Raw genomic sequence first — 16,001 nt, forward strand, 5'->3', positions numbered from 1 at the left:
GAGGTGAGAACATGCTGTTAGGGTTTGTTGGGCTGGGCGCAGTCGTTGAAACGGCATACTTGCCCGCATTACGTAGCCTCTTCGGTGATTCATTACGCTGTGTGGGGTTTGATGTTCAACCCACAAAACAGCCAGCAGGTGTGACGCGTTGTACGTCGCTCGAAGAGCTGCTTACTCAGCCTCTTGATACCCTGTTCATCACGACCGCATCCTTGCATCACCTTGAGGTGCTTGAACAGGCCCTGGCCTCTCCCATCGCACGTATCGTGGTTGAAAAACCTATTGTCGCCACGCTCTCCCAAATTGAAAAACTGAAAATGCTGCTGGCTCAACCAGGAGCCGCCGACTGTGTACTGGCACTCGACCACTGGATGGCGCGCATCGAAACGGTGAAACGAGGGTTGGTCAGCACTTTTGCCGAGATTGTGAAAATCGAAGGTTTCTTGCAAGAGCCAAGTGGATTTAACGCCGCAGGGGAGCCGATAGCGCTTAACTTTGCCACCGGTGAACCGGACAAGCGTGAACTTCGCCACCCGGATGGCGTGATTCTGGATATCGGTACGCACGTGTTAGCAATGCTGCGGGAAACGGTAAGGTATCTGGGAGGGAATAATGAGATGGTGCTGCGGTTAGTGAGTGCTAAAGACCGTCTGGGACGTGATATCCCCCAGGGAGACCTGACCACGGCAGAAGGCGAGGCGCATTTGCAAGGGCTGATAAGCGGTATTCCACTGGAAATCTGGCTCAACAAATATGCGGGACCAAGTGGTGGACAAAAAGGTCTGCGGCTTTATCTTCGCGACGGGAGCATCATCAGCCATGACCGACGCGGTACAGAAGATGTACTGGAAGTGATTGACGGCGAGGCGGTACAACGCTGGAGCATTACCGGTACGATTTACGCCCATTGTCTTGCTGAGCAAATTCTGGGAGCGCAAAGTTTGTTTGAACGTTGTCCGCAGGAGGTGAGCCAAACGACACAGCGCAGGCTGGAAGAAGTGGAATACCTGTTAACATTACAGCAGCAGTTACGTGGGCCACATTAAGCGCATGGTGTTAGAATAAAAGCAGCCATACATTTTCTGTACAAGGATACGATATGTCGATTACCTGCCCGGATTGTCATGCAGAGCTGGAGCCACAAAACGGTGTGGCGCACTGCGAGCATTGTCACAAAGATATTCAACTGGAAGCGCGTTGTCCGGAATGCCATCTGCCACTGCAAGTGTTAAAAGCCTGCGGCGCGGTGGATTATTTCTGTCAGAACGGACATGGTCTTATCTCGAAAAAACGTGTGGAATATAATGTTGTAATATAAATTATATTATAATAATTAATGTTTTCTGCTGGTTAATATTTTCAATGAATATCAATCAGCTTTAACTATTATTATTACAAATATTTTATCTTGCTTTTATAATTAGGCTGATTTTTTAGGATTATATTTAGGTTATAAAGGCATTCATTAGGGTGAATCATAAATATAATGTTCCTGTTGTACCGCAACTTTGTTAATACAGGAACATGTTATGTCCCGAAGGGCACGCTTTGTTATCTTGCTTGTGCTATTCGTTTCTGGCTCAGTTATTGCCGGGGACAATGTTGTTGCACCTGCAGCAACCAATAACATAAGCGAGTCTACGTTGCCCGATCTCGGCAGTGAGTCGGTACAAAAGGAACAGCATAATAGCGAAGATCAATCCATCAAAGAGAAAGGTGCCGACTATTTTATTAACTCTGCGACACAAGGCTTTGAAAACCTAACGCCTGACGCGTTGAAATCACAGGCGCAAAGCTATTTGCAAAATCAAATTACCTCCTCCACGCAATCGTATATAGAAGGGTTAATGTCACCGTACGGAAAAGTACGGACCAGTTTAACCGTTGGCGAAGGTGGCGATCTTGATGGTAGCTCCCTCGACTATTTTGTTCCCTTATACGACAACCAAAATACATTGATTTTTAGCCAAATCTCCGCGCAGCGTAAAGAGGATCGGACCATTGGAAATATCGGTTTTGGCTTGCGTCAAAATGTGGGGGATTGGTTACTCGGCGGCAACGCTTTTTATGACTACGATTTTAGCCGTGGGCACCGTCGCTTAGGTTTGGGCACTGAGGCATGGACGGATTATCTGAAGCTCTCTGGCAACTATTACCATCCACTTTCTGACTGGAAAGAGTCTGAGGATTTCGAGTTTTATGAAGAGCGCCCCGCCCGGGGATGGGATATTCGGGCTGAAAGCTGGCTGTCATTTTATCCACAGATCGGTGGGAAATTAGTCTACGAGCAGTACTATGGCGATGAAGTGGCATTATTTGGTACCGACAATTTACAAAAAAATCCCCATGCGGTAACCGTTGGTCTCAATTATATGCCTGTGCCGATGGTCACGTTGGGTGCAGATTACAAAGCCGGTACCGGAGATAATGCCGACCTTAGCATCAACGCAACCGTCACTTATCAGTTAGGTACGCCCCTGGCGGCTCAGCTTGATCCGGAAAACGTAAAAATTCAGCGCTCTTTAATGGGCAGTCGTACCGATTTTGTCGAGCGTAATAATTTTATCGTTCTTGAATACCGTGAAAAAGATCCCCTTGATGTTGCGTTATGGCTCAAAGCCGATGCGACCAATGTCCATCCTAAATGCGTAATTGAAGACACGCCTGAGTCTGCGGTGGGACTGGAGAAATGTAAGTGGACGATCAATGCGCTTGTCTCTCATCACTACAAAATCATCTCCGCCTCCTGGCAGGCAAAAAATAATGCCAATCGCACATTAGTGATGCCAGTAGTAAAAGCTGATGCCCTCACTGAAGGGAATAATAACCGCTGGAATCTGGTCCTCCCTGCGTGGGTCAATGCGGATACAGAAGCACAGCGTACAGAGTTAAATACCTGGAAAGTGCGCATGACCCTGGAAGATGAAAAGGGGAATAAGCAAAACTCGGGTGCTGTGGAAATTACCGTCCAGCAGGATCGTAAAATCGAATTGATTGTCGATAACGTCGCCGACGCCGATCGTACCGATCATAGCCATGAGGCCAGCGCTTTGGCGGATGGCGTCGATGGTGTTGTGATGGACCTGGTGCTGACCGATTCATTTGGGGATACGACCGATCGTAACGGTAAAGTGCTGGTGGATGAGGCTATGGCGCCTGAACTCTATGACAGCAATGACAAAAAGGTGTCGCTTTCCTCCACAGCTTGTACCGCCGAATTGCCCTGCGTCTTCATTGCCAGCCGTGACAAAAAGGCGGGAACCGTCACGCTCTCCAGTACGCTTCCTGGTACGTTTCGCTGGAAAGCGAAGGAAGACGTCTACGGCGACAGTAACTATGTTGACGTGACGTTTACCGGTGATGCGTTTGATGCGTTGAATGCGCTCATTTATCAAATGAAAACATCTTCTCCCGTTAATTTGAGCGGCAAACAAGATAGGCATCCTGTCGTTAATAATACCTATCGATTTGTACTGTGGCGTGATGCCAATAAAGACGGCGTTTTCCAGATGTCAGAACAACTGGCAGAAGATGAAATGGCGCTTTATGACTATCAATGGGAATTTACCGGGCAAAGCGTGACGGGAAATACCGGAGCACAAGCCAATACCCGCAATGAAGATCTGGTGTTGCCAGCAACAAATAGAGAGGCTGCGCAAAAATTCGCTGCTCATGAGCAGGATGGTATTCAGGGCTATGGCATACGCGTGGTGTATAGCCAGAAATAGTGTCAGCGTAGTGGCTGACCAGCCAGTCGCTGAATGTTGAAGAAAAAGGAGAGTCTTGATGCAATTAGTATTAAAACGGCGGCTGACGAAGGTCGCACTGGCGTTGGCTGTGGCAGGGTATTGTGCTGTGCCTGCAGTCGCGGCTAATGGGAATCTGAAAGCCGGTCAGTGGCAAAGCGCGACAGAAAGTACCGGTACTATTCAAGGGACTATCCCGTGGATTACACGGGCTGCAGATAAAACGGCGGAAACGGATAAAGCACATGTCACGGTGACGATTGACCGTGGTAGTCGAACCGTGGCAACTGAAGGTGACCGGCAGTTTCACGCGGGCGACAAAGTGAAGGTCAACTGGGCTATCGGCGATACGGAAGGTGACCTGGATGCGGATAACACGGCGACCAAAGCGACTGTGCAGTGGATGAGCTATAGCGATCAGAATGGCGGCGATGCACAAGAGATAGGTACAAAAGGCAGCGACACCTATGAAATTCAGGCTGCGGATGCCGATCGCTACATTGGTATTAAAATTACGCCTACCACAACTACCGGCGATCCGAATGTTGCCACAGAATTGCTGCTAAACGATCTGTCGACCAACGCTGGCGGTGGTTCTGACGATGATGACATTCCGGAAGGTCCGGTGGTCGATGAAAATGTCCACGTCGTCATCTACGAGGCGGGTACAACAACCAATCTGTTGGGCACGAGCACCAAACTTAAAACCAACACCACCTATAAAGTGCTGCTGTGGAAAGATAAAAACGCCAGTCGCTCTTACGATGCAGGTGAAGAAGTTACCAGTGATTACAACTACCGCTGGAAATTCACCGGTAACAGTCTGCAGTTGGGCACTGTGGGTGGGATTGTCAACGCTACCTACAACAATAGCGATCTGGTTATTCCGCTTACCAACGCCGAAGCGAAGGCTGCCTTCGATAATGCCGATGGCGTTACCCTCGGCAACGATGGCGTCCAGGGCTATGGCTTGTCTATCGACTATCAACGTAAATAAAACCGTGCAAGACCGCTTCCTTGGGGAGCGGTTTTTCCGCGCCCTTTGTTTAGCTTGGGGTTAAGCAAAGTGTGTTGAAACGCGAACACAAAATAAATGGGTAGTGACTGCTCAAGGATGGGGGATCTGGCAGGTGAATAAAGTTTATCGCTCTTTACTGGCGTTAGCTCTGTTAATGGGTGCAGTGCCGGTACTTTCTGCACTAAAAAGTGGGGCATGGCAGGAGTTGCGCACAGCTACGGATGCGATAAACGGCACCCCGCCGACGGCGGACAGCGCGTTCGTTCCGGTTTATCAGGGCAGCGTTGTGCTCTCTCCCGGTGAAGCGCACGCTGTGGCCTTCAGCGCGATGCCCCGCGACTTCAGCGTTGACGATTCAGCCAGCGCACTGCAGTTGGCTAATCCGCTCGATACCGAGGGCGATCTGTTTGCCATACCGCCGCTGCGCTGGGAAAGCGAACAGGCGCCCGTTATCAGTTTAGTCTGGGCAGATGCCGCCACACCGGATGAACCGCTTAACCCGCAGCCGGTCGCCAATAAAACGTTCTGTGCGCAGAATATGGCCGGCGGGCATTACGTGGTCTGGCCGCAGCTGGAAGATAGCAGTGCGCTACCCGCGCTTTACCTAATTACGTCGACGGGAACACCGAACAGCAATACGGTTGCTTTAACCGAACAAAAAGTGGCGATTGACGTAGCTACCGCCGTGGGTGAGCCACTGTCACTCAGCGCCGTACCGATGGACGACACGTTAAAAGCAGCCAAGGTCAAAGCAGGGGAAAGTATCACGCTGACCGTTACCACCCGCGATTGCGCCAGTAACGTGGTGGGCAATACCGCATTTATTATTACCCGCAGCGATGCGCTTAACCGCCAGAACATCGTCAACAATAATGCACCGGTACACGTTGGTGATACCGAACTGACCACCACGGCGACGGAATATCACGGTGTTACGGGCGCTGACGGCAAAGCGACAGTGACCGTCACCCAGGCAAACGGCCCCGGCGTAAAAACTACCCTGACGGTGATGCCGGCAAACAATACGGTGCTAAAAGACAGCGTCGATGTCATTTTCACCACCCTGACCAGCCCGGACAGCGACAAAGCGGCGATGTGGGGGCATATGGAAGAAAGCGCTACGGCAAACGTCGATGGCGTCACCTATACCTTCACTCGTCCAAAACTGGCGGCGGAAACCAGTGGCACTAGTGCTACTTTTGCTGCCAACAATGAAATCTGGGCGCAGTTTACCTGGGATAGCGCGGATAACCACTGTGCCATTTTGCCGGATGCCGAACAGCTGGTGGCGCTGCGGGCCGCCCACAGCACCGCGGCGGCCTATCCCGGTTGGCCAATTGATACCTACTGGTCGTCCACGAAAGATCAGCTCGATATTTATCACTACGCCACCAGTATGGGGAGCGGGGCGGTGATACGAGAAAGCAACAGTACGGCTTTACTGGTGAGTTGCGTGGATAAAGCGCTGCCTTTAGCCTTTCCAAAAATCACCCTTTCTCCCGATGCGCCATACAAGGCGCAGGTCGGCGAGATGATTGATGTGATAGCCAGCGTGGTTGACCGGAATAACAACAAACCGTTGCCTTATCGTTACCTGGAACTGTTTGTCGACCCTGCGTCTAACCGCAAAGGGGAGCACAAAGATGAGTGGGATAATCAGCGGGTGGTTATCCGCAGCAATGATATGCGCGCGTCGTCCCCGGAGCATTATACCGGGGTGACAGACGCCAACGGGCAGGTGCATCTGTCATTGAGCCACGACAGCGGGGTGGGGGTGGACACGCCGATCCGCATTGTGATGAACGATGATGAAGGCGAACGAGTCACTCTGCCGTTTAACGTGATTTTCACCGTGATAACCAGCCCGGACGTTGACGGGGCGAATATGTATGGCCATATGCAACGGGGTATTGTGGAGAAGGGTAATCTCTACAAGCGTCCGCTATTGGCGTCCGAAACAAGTCATAAAACCGGTCAGCAAAGTGAAAATAGCGAAGAATGGGCCACCTTCGATTCTCTGATCTCTGCCACGAATCAGTGCGGCGCAGGGCAGGTACCTGATACGGGGTCGCTTGCAACGCTCTACGGCGAGCATCCTGATAATAAGCTCCTGACCGAATACGGCTGGCCGACGGCATCGGGGACCTATATTGCCGATGATGCCGCGCAGATGGCGTATTTCAATCTGGGCGATGGCAGTAAAGGTATCGGCGGAGTGGCCCATTATCTGACCTGTTCAGCCAATGAAATGGTGGCTCAACTGAGCGTCTATTTCAATGACGATGCCTCGTTACGCCTGCCCGTCGCCAAAGTTGGCGAGCAAATCAAAATGAACGTCCATTCACAAAATGCGCTGAATGGAGCAACGATAGCGAATGTGAAGTTTTCAGTCACCATGGGGCTCGGCAAAAATCGCAACGGGATGACCACCGGCTTTACTGACCCAAGTCAGGGGGAACTGCTATTTGACAGCGTTGCCTATGGCGCGGGTACATCTTCAATGACGTATGAGGGGACTACGGATGCTAACGGTGACGCGCAAATTATTCTTGAGCAGCCACGCGGCGTGGGGGTAATCACACCGCTAAGCGTAGTACCGATTGATTCACTGCTGAACTCGCCTATCTCGCGTAGCGTGAAGTTTACCGTTCCGACAAGCCCGGATACGCCAAAAGCCCATATGTGGGGGCATATGGTGGACGTCATAACCGTGGATAATCTCACGTTTGAACGCCCGAAACTGGCGGTAGAGGTGGGGGCGACCCGAACCCAGGATGAAGTGAATGAAACCTGGGCCCGCGTGATGCATGCCGATGCGCTGGGAAATACCGCCGCCGGGGGATGTGCGCTTAATCGTCTGCCGCGTATCGACCAGCTTACCACTTTGTACAATGCCAACAATGACGGCGAGATACATACGGTTGCCGGATGGCCTGTGGGGCTTGACTACTGGTCCGTCACGTACGCCAGCCAGTCCAGCTGGCAGCAGATATCGTTGTCGGGTGGTGAAGTGACGGCGGGGGGAGATGTTTCGGATTACGTCAGTTGCCTGACCAGCGATAACCCGGCGGCGGCGTCCATCACCATTGAACCGGTGGATGCGTCGCAGTGGTATGACAACAACGTTAATAGCGTACATGCGGTAAGAGTGAAGAAAGGTGAGACGCTACAACTGAAGGTCACGGTGAAAGACGCCAATGGAAACCCTGTGCCGCAAGCGCCTTTTGTCATGAGCCGTGGTGATGGTTTTACCCGACAGAATGTTAAACATGCCGCTGGCAGCGGTGATGGTATTGTATCGCCGGTGGTCATTGACGGCGAATCTGTTAACGACACGGCGACGAAAATCGGCGGCCTGACGGGCGTGGACGGCAGCAAAATCGTCAATGTGACCCGCCCGGATACGCACGGCACTAAAGTGGCGATAACGGCGGCGCTGTACGGCAATGCCAGCGTGAGTGCCAGTCTCGACACCATCTTTACGGTGGTCACCAGCCCCGACTCGGACAAGGCGACGCTGTGGGGGCATATGACGGACACGCTGACGGCGGCAGACGGTACGAGCTACCACCGGCCGCTGCTGTACGCGGAGCTGAGTAATACTCTCAATGTGATGAGCTATACGGAAGATAACGAGGCGTGGTCCCGTTTTTACGGCCCTGATGGCCGCAAGAACAATGCGGAGATGTGCGCGGCCGGGTATTACCCTACCATCGACGCTCTGGACGCGCTTTATCGCCAATACCCGGACAGAAGCATCAAGACGGCACAGGGCTGGCCGATAGACTACTCCTACTGGAGTGGTAGCTATGTGAGTAAGTTTTCTTCTGAAGCGCCCATCGATTTTTATGTCGTTGATCTGGATGATGGCAGTCATCATTCGGTGTCGGCGACGGATACCAGCGCCATGCAGTACCAGATTTGTACGAGTACGGGGGCTACACAGGCCACGACGATCGCGCTGACCTCGACGGTGGCAATAGACGAAACCGCGCAAGCGGTGAAAGTGAAGACGGGTGAAAGAGTGCCGTTAACGATCACCACCACGGATGCTGTCGGTAACCCGGTAGGGAACGCTGCGTTTACCCTGACGCGTGACCGAGGTTCGATACGCGGCAACAGTGCGCTTACTTCCTGGACCATACCAACCATGGAGCTGGTGCTGACCGGACAGGCGCCGCAGACCTGGCTTTATAACGGCACCTATTATGGGGTCACCGGCCCGGACGGCACGCTGTCTCTTGATGTAGGTGAAGATACTGGGCCGGGGTTGAAAACGGTGTTGAACGCCAGCTTGTATAAAACCCCAGCGGCAACCTCGTCGCTGTCGACAGTGTTTACCGTACTTACCAGTCCAGACAGCAGTAAAGCCCAGATGTGGGGGCATATGCCGGAGACCTTCACCGCCAGCAACGGCGCGGAATTTATGCGCCCAAGGCTGAGGTATGAGCTGAATTCAACCACGGATACGGAGGGGGTCATACAAAACAATGAAATGTGGTATACGGTGAAAAATGTAAATAGCGGGCGCGGGGCCTGCACTATGAGCCAAATGCCGACGGCGGCCGATTTAACGTCGCTGTATAACGATCACCCGGATAGTGCATTAACCGCTGATTACGGTCTTCCGATGATCGCCTCGTATGGATGGTGGGCAGGTGATAAGACGCTAAGCGGGCAAACGTCATTATATCAATACATTAATTTTCGTAATGGTGTCATGAACACAACGGCATCTTCGTCCCCGACCAACGTAACGCAGCTGTGTCTGACGGCACAACGTGAGTATGCTATTACGCTTGACTCTTCCATGCCATGGAATGAGACGTACGCAAGCTTCATGGGTAAGAAAGGCGAAACGTTACCGCTAACGGTTAGCGTAAAAAATGCTGCCGGCATCCCACAGGCCAATACCGTGGTGGTGCTGGGGCGTTCTTCATCGACCACGCGAGCCAGTACGGTGATATCAAACAACCAGGCTTACATGACCTTGACGCCCGTTACGCCTGAGGGGAGTGCGACGAGTTTCAATTCCGGTTCGTCGAAATGGTATGGAATGACGGATGCTGATGGTAAAGCGCAATTGGCGTTAGCGCAGGACAATTCGAGCGGCCTGAAAACGACTGTAACCGCCACGGTGGAGGGAGACAGTTTAGCCACGGTGAGTAAAAACGTAATCTTTTCCGTTCTCACCAGCCCGGACAGCGATAAGGCCGCCATGTGGGGCCATATGCCGGAAACGGTGACTAACAGCGCTGGCGTTACATTCCATCGCCCTTATCTTGCTGCGGAGACGTCGGGTTACGCTTCCAGCGTCAACAGCGGCAATGAACGCTGGCCGTTGAGGTTGCAATCCACCACGCTGACGGCCGGGAAGTCCGACTGTGATGAGGCGTATCAGCCTTTATTAAGCGATCTACAAACATTGTATGCAGATAATCCCAGCGGCGCATTGTTTGAACGTTATGGTTGGCCGGTGAATGAAAAATGGTTCTGGTTTGCGGTAGATCGCGCGGCGAATACCGGGAACTATCAGTCTATGCGGCTGGATGTGGGGAACGTATCGTCATCAAGTAGTTCAGGGAGTGTAACAGGGGCGCAGGTTTGCCTGGTCGACCCGCATTCACCGGTACCGGCGACGATTGAACTGACTTCCAGTATTGCCCTCGATACGGTAAGCGATGCGGTGAAAGTCAAAAAAGGAGAAGAGATCCCGCTCACCGTCACCATGAAAGACAGCAGCGGCAATCCGTCTGCGAATGCGGCATTTACGATTTCGCGTAGTCAAGGTCTGTCTCGCCGGGGGGAAGCGAAAACTACCGGGAACGGCGGCGTGACGGACGATCTTTTTCTGCAGGAACTGACGCCAGTGGCGACAACGGTGCTACTGGATGATCATATTGATGTCTATCACGGCGTGACGGGGGCGGGCGGTAAGGCGACGTTTAGCCTGCGTCAGGACACTGCGATGGGGCTGAAAACGGCGATTTCGGCGAAGATGGACGATTATCCTAATTTGACCTCTTCGCTTAACGTGATCTTTACCGTAATTTCCAGCCCCGATAGTGACAAGGCTCAATACTGGGGGCATATGCCGGAAACGGTGACCAGCAGCGATGGCGTAGTCTTTAAGCGACCACTATTGATGAATGAAGCGCCGTCGCATGATAACACCTTTGGTTCTTACAGCATTGGCAATGAAACTTGGTCATTGTTTAACCATGGTGGCGCAGGGTTGGCAAGTAAATCTGGCTGTTCCGATGATCATCAGCCGACGCTGAAAGAAATGCAAAGACTTTACAGTGATTACCCGGGCGGTCAATTAGGTGAACGTTTTGGCTGGCCGATCGATCGCTCAAATATTGCCTGGTGGGTATTCGACAGAGTGGGCCAGAACTACCAGACCATCGATCTTACCAGCGGCTATGTGAATGCAACGAAAACGGCAAACGATAATCAGGCACTGGTTTGCCTGATGAATCCACACGCTCAGAGTGTCTCAACTTTACGTGATAAGCATAAGCGGCAATAAGAGAGAGTAAAAGAACGCGCGTACTAGCGGGTTTTCAGTGCGCGCGTTATTTTCTGGGGAGTGACTGCCATCACTTCACTCTCCACCCAGCCGTCTTCGAGTCGGGTCGTTATTTGTTGACCCTTTTTCACCTGTTTTACTTTCTTCAGCACCTCTCCATTCTGTGCGGTGGAGACGCTATAGCCGCGCGCTAATGTTGCCAGCGGGCTGACGGCTTCCAGATGGGTGACCGCGTTGCCGAAACGCTCGCGCTGCTCGCTTAGCCGCGCGCGGATATTTTCCGCCAGTCGATATTCCAGTTGCTGCACCCGTGACTGCGCGCGATGAATGCGCGGCTGTGGGTTCTGCTGGTTCAGCCGCTGCAGCATGCGCTGCTGACGCTGATTGGCCTGTTTAATTTTATTCTCAAGTGCGAAGTTCATTCTCTGACGCAGTCGTTCCAGCACGGTCTGCTGGCGGGCCAGACGCAGCTGCGGATGCTGCTGTTGCAAGCGGTGATTAAGCTGGGTAAATCGGCGAGTTCGGTTGGCGAGATAGTAATCCATCGCCATTTCCAGACGTTGCTGACCATGCTGAATTTGACGCAGCAGTTCAAGCTGATTGCGGCTGACAATTTCTGCGGCCGCCGACGGCGTTGGCGCGCGCAGGTCGCCGACAAAATCGGCAATGGTCACATCGGTTTCATGGCCGACGGCACTCACCACCGGAATTCTGCTCGCAAATATCGCCCGTGCTACGCGCTCGTCGTTAAAGCTCCACAAATCTTCCAGCGAGCCGCCGCCGCGCCCGACGATTAATACGTCACACTCGCCACGGGCGTTTGCCAGCTCAATTGCGCGAACGATCTGCCCCGGTGCATCGTCGCCCTGGACAGCGGTTGGATAGATAATAACGGGCAGGGAAGGGTCGCGGCGTTTCAATACATGGAGAATATCGTGTAGCGCTGCCCCGGTTTTCGAGGTGATCACCCCGACGCAGTGGGCCGGTGAGGGCAGCGGTTTTTTGTGCTGCTGGTCGAACAGCCCTTCAGCCTGCAGTTTGGCCTTCAGTTGCTCATACTTCTGTTGCAACAGACCTTCACCCGCAGGCTGCATACTCTCAACAATTATCTGGTAGTCCCCACGCGGCTCATACAATGTAATGTTGGCGCGCACCAGCACCTGTTGCCCGTGCTGCGGGCGGAACGTTACCCGGCGGTTGCTGTTGCGAAACATCGCGCAGCGAACCTGAGCGGTGTCATCTTTGAGCGTGAAGTACCAATGACCCGAGGACGGCTGAGTGAAATTGGAGATTTCACCGCTGATCCACACTTGCCCCATTTCCTGCTCAAGCAGCAAACGAACCGTCTGATTCAGGCGGCTTACGGTAAAAATTGAGGTGGTCTGAGAGGATAACATGTGAGCGGGATCAAATTCTAAATCAGCAGGTTATTCAGTCGAAAGTAACATGCTCACAGAGGAGCGCAAGGTTTTTTTGCAAAAAAGTGTGGATGCAATCGGTTACGCTCTGTATAATGCCGCGGCAATATTTAATAACCTCCCAGGTGAGATATTGCCCATGCTACGTATCGCAAAAGAAGCCCTGACGTTTGACGACGTCCTCCTCGTTCCCGCTCATTCTACCGTTCTGCCGAATACTGCTGACCTCAGCACCCAGTTGACGAAAACCATTCGCCTGAACATTCCTATGCTCTCCGCAGCAATGGACACCGTGACGGAAGCGCGCCTGGCAATTGCTCTGGCCCAGGAAGGCGGCATCGGTTTTATCCACAAAAACATGTCCATCGAGCGCCAGGCTGAAGAAGTTCGCCGCGTGAAAAAACACGAATCTGGCGTGGTGACTGATCCACAGACCGTTCTGCCAACCACCACGCTGCGCGAAGTGAAAGAACTGACCGAGCGTAACGGCTTTGCAGGCTACCCGGTGGTGACTGAAGATAACGAACTGGTCGGTATCATCACCGGCCGTGACGTGCGTTTTGTGACTGACCTGAACCAGCCGGTTAGCGTATATATGACGCCAAAAGAGCGTCTGGTGACCGTTCGTGAAGGCGAAGCGCGCGATGTCGTTTTTGCCAAAATGCACGAAAAACGCGTTGAGAAAGCGCTGGTTGTTGATGACAGCTTCCATCTGCTCGGTATGATCACCGTAAAAGATTTCCAGAAAGCTGAACGTAAACCTAACGCCTGTAAAGACGAGCATGGTCGTCTGCGCGTTGGTGCAGCTGTAGGCGCAGGTGCTGGTAACGAAGAGCGTGTTGACGCGCTGGTTGCCGCGGGCGTTGACGTACTGCTGATTGACTCCTCTCACGGCCACTCTGAAGGCGTACTGCAGCGTATTCGTGAAACTCGCGCTAAATATCCTGATCTGCAGATTATCGGCGGTAACGTTGCTACGGGCGCAGGTGCTCGCGCTTTGGCTGAAGCTGGCTGCAGCGCTGTTAAAGTGGGTATCGGCCCTGGCTCCATCTGTACTACCCGTATCGTGACCGGCGTCGGTGTTCCGCAGATCACCGCCGTTTCTGATGCCGTTGAAGCGCTGGAAGGCACCGGTATTCCGGTTATCGCCGATGGCGGTATTCGTTTCTCCGGCGACATCGCTAAAGCGATTGCCGCTGGTGCTGCCGCAGTGATGGTTGGTTCCATGCTGGCGGGTACTGAAGAATCCCCGGGCGAAATCGAACTGTACCAGGGCCGTTCTTACAAATCTTACCGCGGTATGGGTTCTCTGGGCGCGATGTCCAAAGGGTCTTCTGACCGTTACTTCCAGAGCGATAACGCCGCTGACAAACTGGTCCCGGAAGGTATTGAAGGCCGCGTAGCCTATAAAGGCCGCCTGAAAGAGATCATTCACCAGCAGATGGGCGGCCTGCGCTCCTGTATGGGGCTGACCGGCTGTGGTACTATCGACGCGCTGCGAACGAAAGCAGAGTTTGTACGCATCAGCGGTGCGGGTATTCAGGAAAGTCACGTTCACGATGTGACCATCACCAAAGAGTCCCCTAACTACCGCATGGGCTCCTGATAAGTTTCCGCGCCCGGCTATATGCCGGGCGAATTTGTTTCACTTGCCTCGGAATTAGCGTCAATGACAGACAATATTCATAAACATCGCATTCTCATCCTCGATTTCGGCTCGCAGTACACTCAGTTGGTTGCACGTCGCGTACGTGAACTGGGCGTCTACTGTGAACTGTGGGCATGGGATGTTACGGAAGCACAAATTCGCGAATTCAACCCAAGCGGCATTATCCTTTCCGGTGGCCCGGAAAGTACCACCGAAGAAAACAGCCCGCGTGCGCCGGAATACGTTTTCAATGCGGGCGTGCCGGTGTTCGGCGTGTGCTACGGCATGCAGACCATGGCAATGCAGCTCGGTGGTCATGTTGAAGGTTCTAACGAACGTGAATTCGGCTATGCGCAGGTTGAAGTGCAGACCGACAGCGCGCTTGTCCGCGGTATTGAAGACTCCCTGACCGCAGACGGCAAACCGTTGCTGGATGTGTGGATGAGCCACGGCGACAAAGTGACTGCCATTCCGGAAGGTTTCGTGACTGTTGCCAGCACCGACAGCTGCCCGTTTGCTATCATGGCGCACGAAGAAAAACGCTTCTACGGCGTGCAGTTCCACCCGGAAGTTACCCACACCCGTCAGGGCATGCGCATGCTGGAGCGTTTTGTGCGCGATATCTGCCAGTGTGAAGCGCTGTGGACGCCGGCAAAAATTATCGATGACGCCGTTGCCCGCATTCGTGAGCAGGTTGGCAATGACAAAGTTATCCTCGGTCTGTCCGGTGGCGTTGACTCCTCTGTGACTGCGATGCTGCTGCACCGTGCAATCGGAAAAAACCTGACCTGCGTGTTCGTCGACAACGGTCTGCTGCGCCTGAACGAAGCCCAGCAGGTAATGGATATGTTTGGTGACCATTTCGGCCTGAACATCGTTCACGTTGAAGGCGAACAGCGTTTCCTCGACGCGCTGAAAGGCGAGAACGATCCTGAAGCGAAACGTAAGATCATCGGCCGCGTATTCGTTGAAGTGTTCGACGAAGAAGCGCTGAAGCTGGAAGACGTTAAGTGGCTGGCACAGGGCACCATCTACCCTGACGTGATCGAATCTGCCGCTTCCGCCACCGGTAAAGCGCACGTTATCAAATCTCACCACAACGTGGGCGGTTTGCCGAAAGAGATGAAGATGGGTCTGGTTGAGCCGCTGCGTGAGCTGTTCAAAGACGAAGTGCGTAAGATTGGTCTGGAGCTGGGCCTGCCGTACGACATGCTGTACCGTCACCCGTTCCCGGGACCGGGGCTGGGTGTACGTGTGCTTGGCGAAGTGAAGAAAGAGTACTGCGACCTGCTGCGTCGCGCGGATGCTATCTTCATTGAAGAACTGCACAAAGCTGACCTGTACAACAAAGTCAGCCAGGCGTTCACCGTGTTCCTGCCGGTACGTTCCGTTGGCGTCATGGGCGATGGCCGTAAGTACGACTGGGTTGTTTCCCTGCGTGCAGTAGAAACCATCGACTTTATGACCGCGCACTGGGCGCACCTGCCGTATGATTTCTTAGGCCGTGTCTCTAACCGCATCATTAACGAAGTGAACGGCATTTCCCGCGTCGTTTATGATATCAGCGGTAAGCCACCGGCTACCATTGAGTGGGAATGATGTACAGCTAACTCACAGCTAATCATTTCTATTCAGTTAT

8 protein-coding genes are annotated in these 16,001 nt (G+C 53.1%); 7 read left to right on the forward strand and 1 reads right to left on the reverse strand.

Annotated features, from left to right (window positions below; genetic code table 11):
* Positions 1–11 precede the first annotated feature (11 nt).
* The 5 genes from OGV85_RS03710 to OGV85_RS03730 all read left to right on the forward strand — a co-directional run bounded on the left by OGV85_RS03710 (position 12) and on the right by OGV85_RS03730 (position 11,296).
* Complete coding sequence (locus tag OGV85_RS03710) at positions 12–1,046, forward strand: Gfo/Idh/MocA family oxidoreductase (RefSeq protein ID WP_061547728.1); 1,035 nt, start codon at positions 12–14, stop codon at positions 1,044–1,046.
* Between the two features lie 53 nt (positions 1,047–1,099).
* The gene (locus OGV85_RS03715; protein WP_061547727.1) at positions 1,100–1,318 is read left to right on the forward strand and encodes a zinc ribbon domain-containing protein; all 219 of its coding nucleotides are present in this window, start codon (positions 1,100–1,102) and stop codon (positions 1,316–1,318) included.
* Positions 1,319–1,529: 211 nt separating this feature from the next.
* Complete coding sequence (gene sinH / locus OGV85_RS03720) at positions 1,530–3,728, forward strand: intimin-like inverse autotransporter SinH (RefSeq protein ID WP_181522705.1); 2,199 nt, start codon at positions 1,530–1,532, stop codon at positions 3,726–3,728.
* 58 nt (positions 3,729–3,786) lie between these two features.
* Entirely contained in the window at positions 3,787–4,743 is a 957-nt protein-coding gene (locus OGV85_RS03725; protein WP_057101998.1) for a SinI family autotransporter-associated protein, read from the forward strand.
* Positions 4,744–4,876: 133 nt separating this feature from the next.
* On the forward strand, positions 4,877–11,296 hold the full coding sequence (locus tag OGV85_RS03730; RefSeq protein ID WP_061547725.1) for an adhesion domain-containing protein: 6,420 nt from the start codon (positions 4,877–4,879) through the stop codon (positions 11,294–11,296).
* Between the two features lie 23 nt (positions 11,297–11,319).
* Here the strand turns inward: OGV85_RS03730 and xseA are convergent, their stop codons facing one another.
* A complete protein-coding gene (gene xseA, locus OGV85_RS03735) occupies positions 11,320–12,693 on the reverse strand; it encodes an exodeoxyribonuclease VII large subunit (RefSeq protein ID WP_061547724.1) in 1,374 nt (457 codons plus the stop codon).
* A gap of 160 nt (positions 12,694–12,853) precedes the next feature.
* Here xseA and guaB point away from each other — a divergent pair, with 160 nt between their 5' ends.
* The gene (guaB, locus tag OGV85_RS03740) at positions 12,854–14,320 is read left to right on the forward strand and encodes an IMP dehydrogenase (protein ID WP_003037756.1); all 1,467 of its coding nucleotides are present in this window, start codon (positions 12,854–12,856) and stop codon (positions 14,318–14,320) included.
* Between the two features lie 63 nt (positions 14,321–14,383).
* Positions 14,384–15,961: a glutamine-hydrolyzing GMP synthase gene (gene guaA, locus OGV85_RS03745; RefSeq protein ID WP_003037760.1), complete on the forward strand. Its 1,578-nt coding sequence runs from the start codon at positions 14,384–14,386 to the stop codon at positions 15,959–15,961.
* The last annotated feature ends 40 nt before the right edge of the window (positions 15,962–16,001 follow it).

This window comes from Citrobacter sp. Cf132, assembly GCF_030333885.1.
GTDB lineage: Bacteria > Pseudomonadota > Gammaproteobacteria > Enterobacterales > Enterobacteriaceae > Citrobacter > Citrobacter freundii.

Excerpts from the sequence above, each read along its gene's own strand:
- xseA (WP_061547724.1), bottom strand. The coding sequence starts at position 12,693 with ATGTTATCCTCTCAGACCACCTCAATTTTTACCGTAAGCCGCCTGAAT.
- guaB (WP_003037756.1), top strand. The coding sequence starts at position 12,854 with ATGCTACGTATCGCAAAAGAAGCCCTGACGTTTGACGACGTCCTCCTC.
- OGV85_RS03710 (WP_061547728.1), top strand. The coding sequence starts at position 12 with ATGCTGTTAGGGTTTGTTGGGCTGGGCGCAGTCGTTGAAACGGCATAC.
- sinH (WP_181522705.1), top strand. The coding sequence starts at position 1,530 with ATGTCCCGAAGGGCACGCTTTGTTATCTTGCTTGTGCTATTCGTTTCT.
- OGV85_RS03715 (WP_061547727.1), top strand. The coding sequence starts at position 1,100 with ATGTCGATTACCTGCCCGGATTGTCATGCAGAGCTGGAGCCACAAAAC.
- guaA (WP_003037760.1), top strand. The coding sequence starts at position 14,384 with ATGACAGACAATATTCATAAACATCGCATTCTCATCCTCGATTTCGGC.
- OGV85_RS03725 (WP_057101998.1), top strand. The coding sequence starts at position 3,787 with ATGCAATTAGTATTAAAACGGCGGCTGACGAAGGTCGCACTGGCGTTG.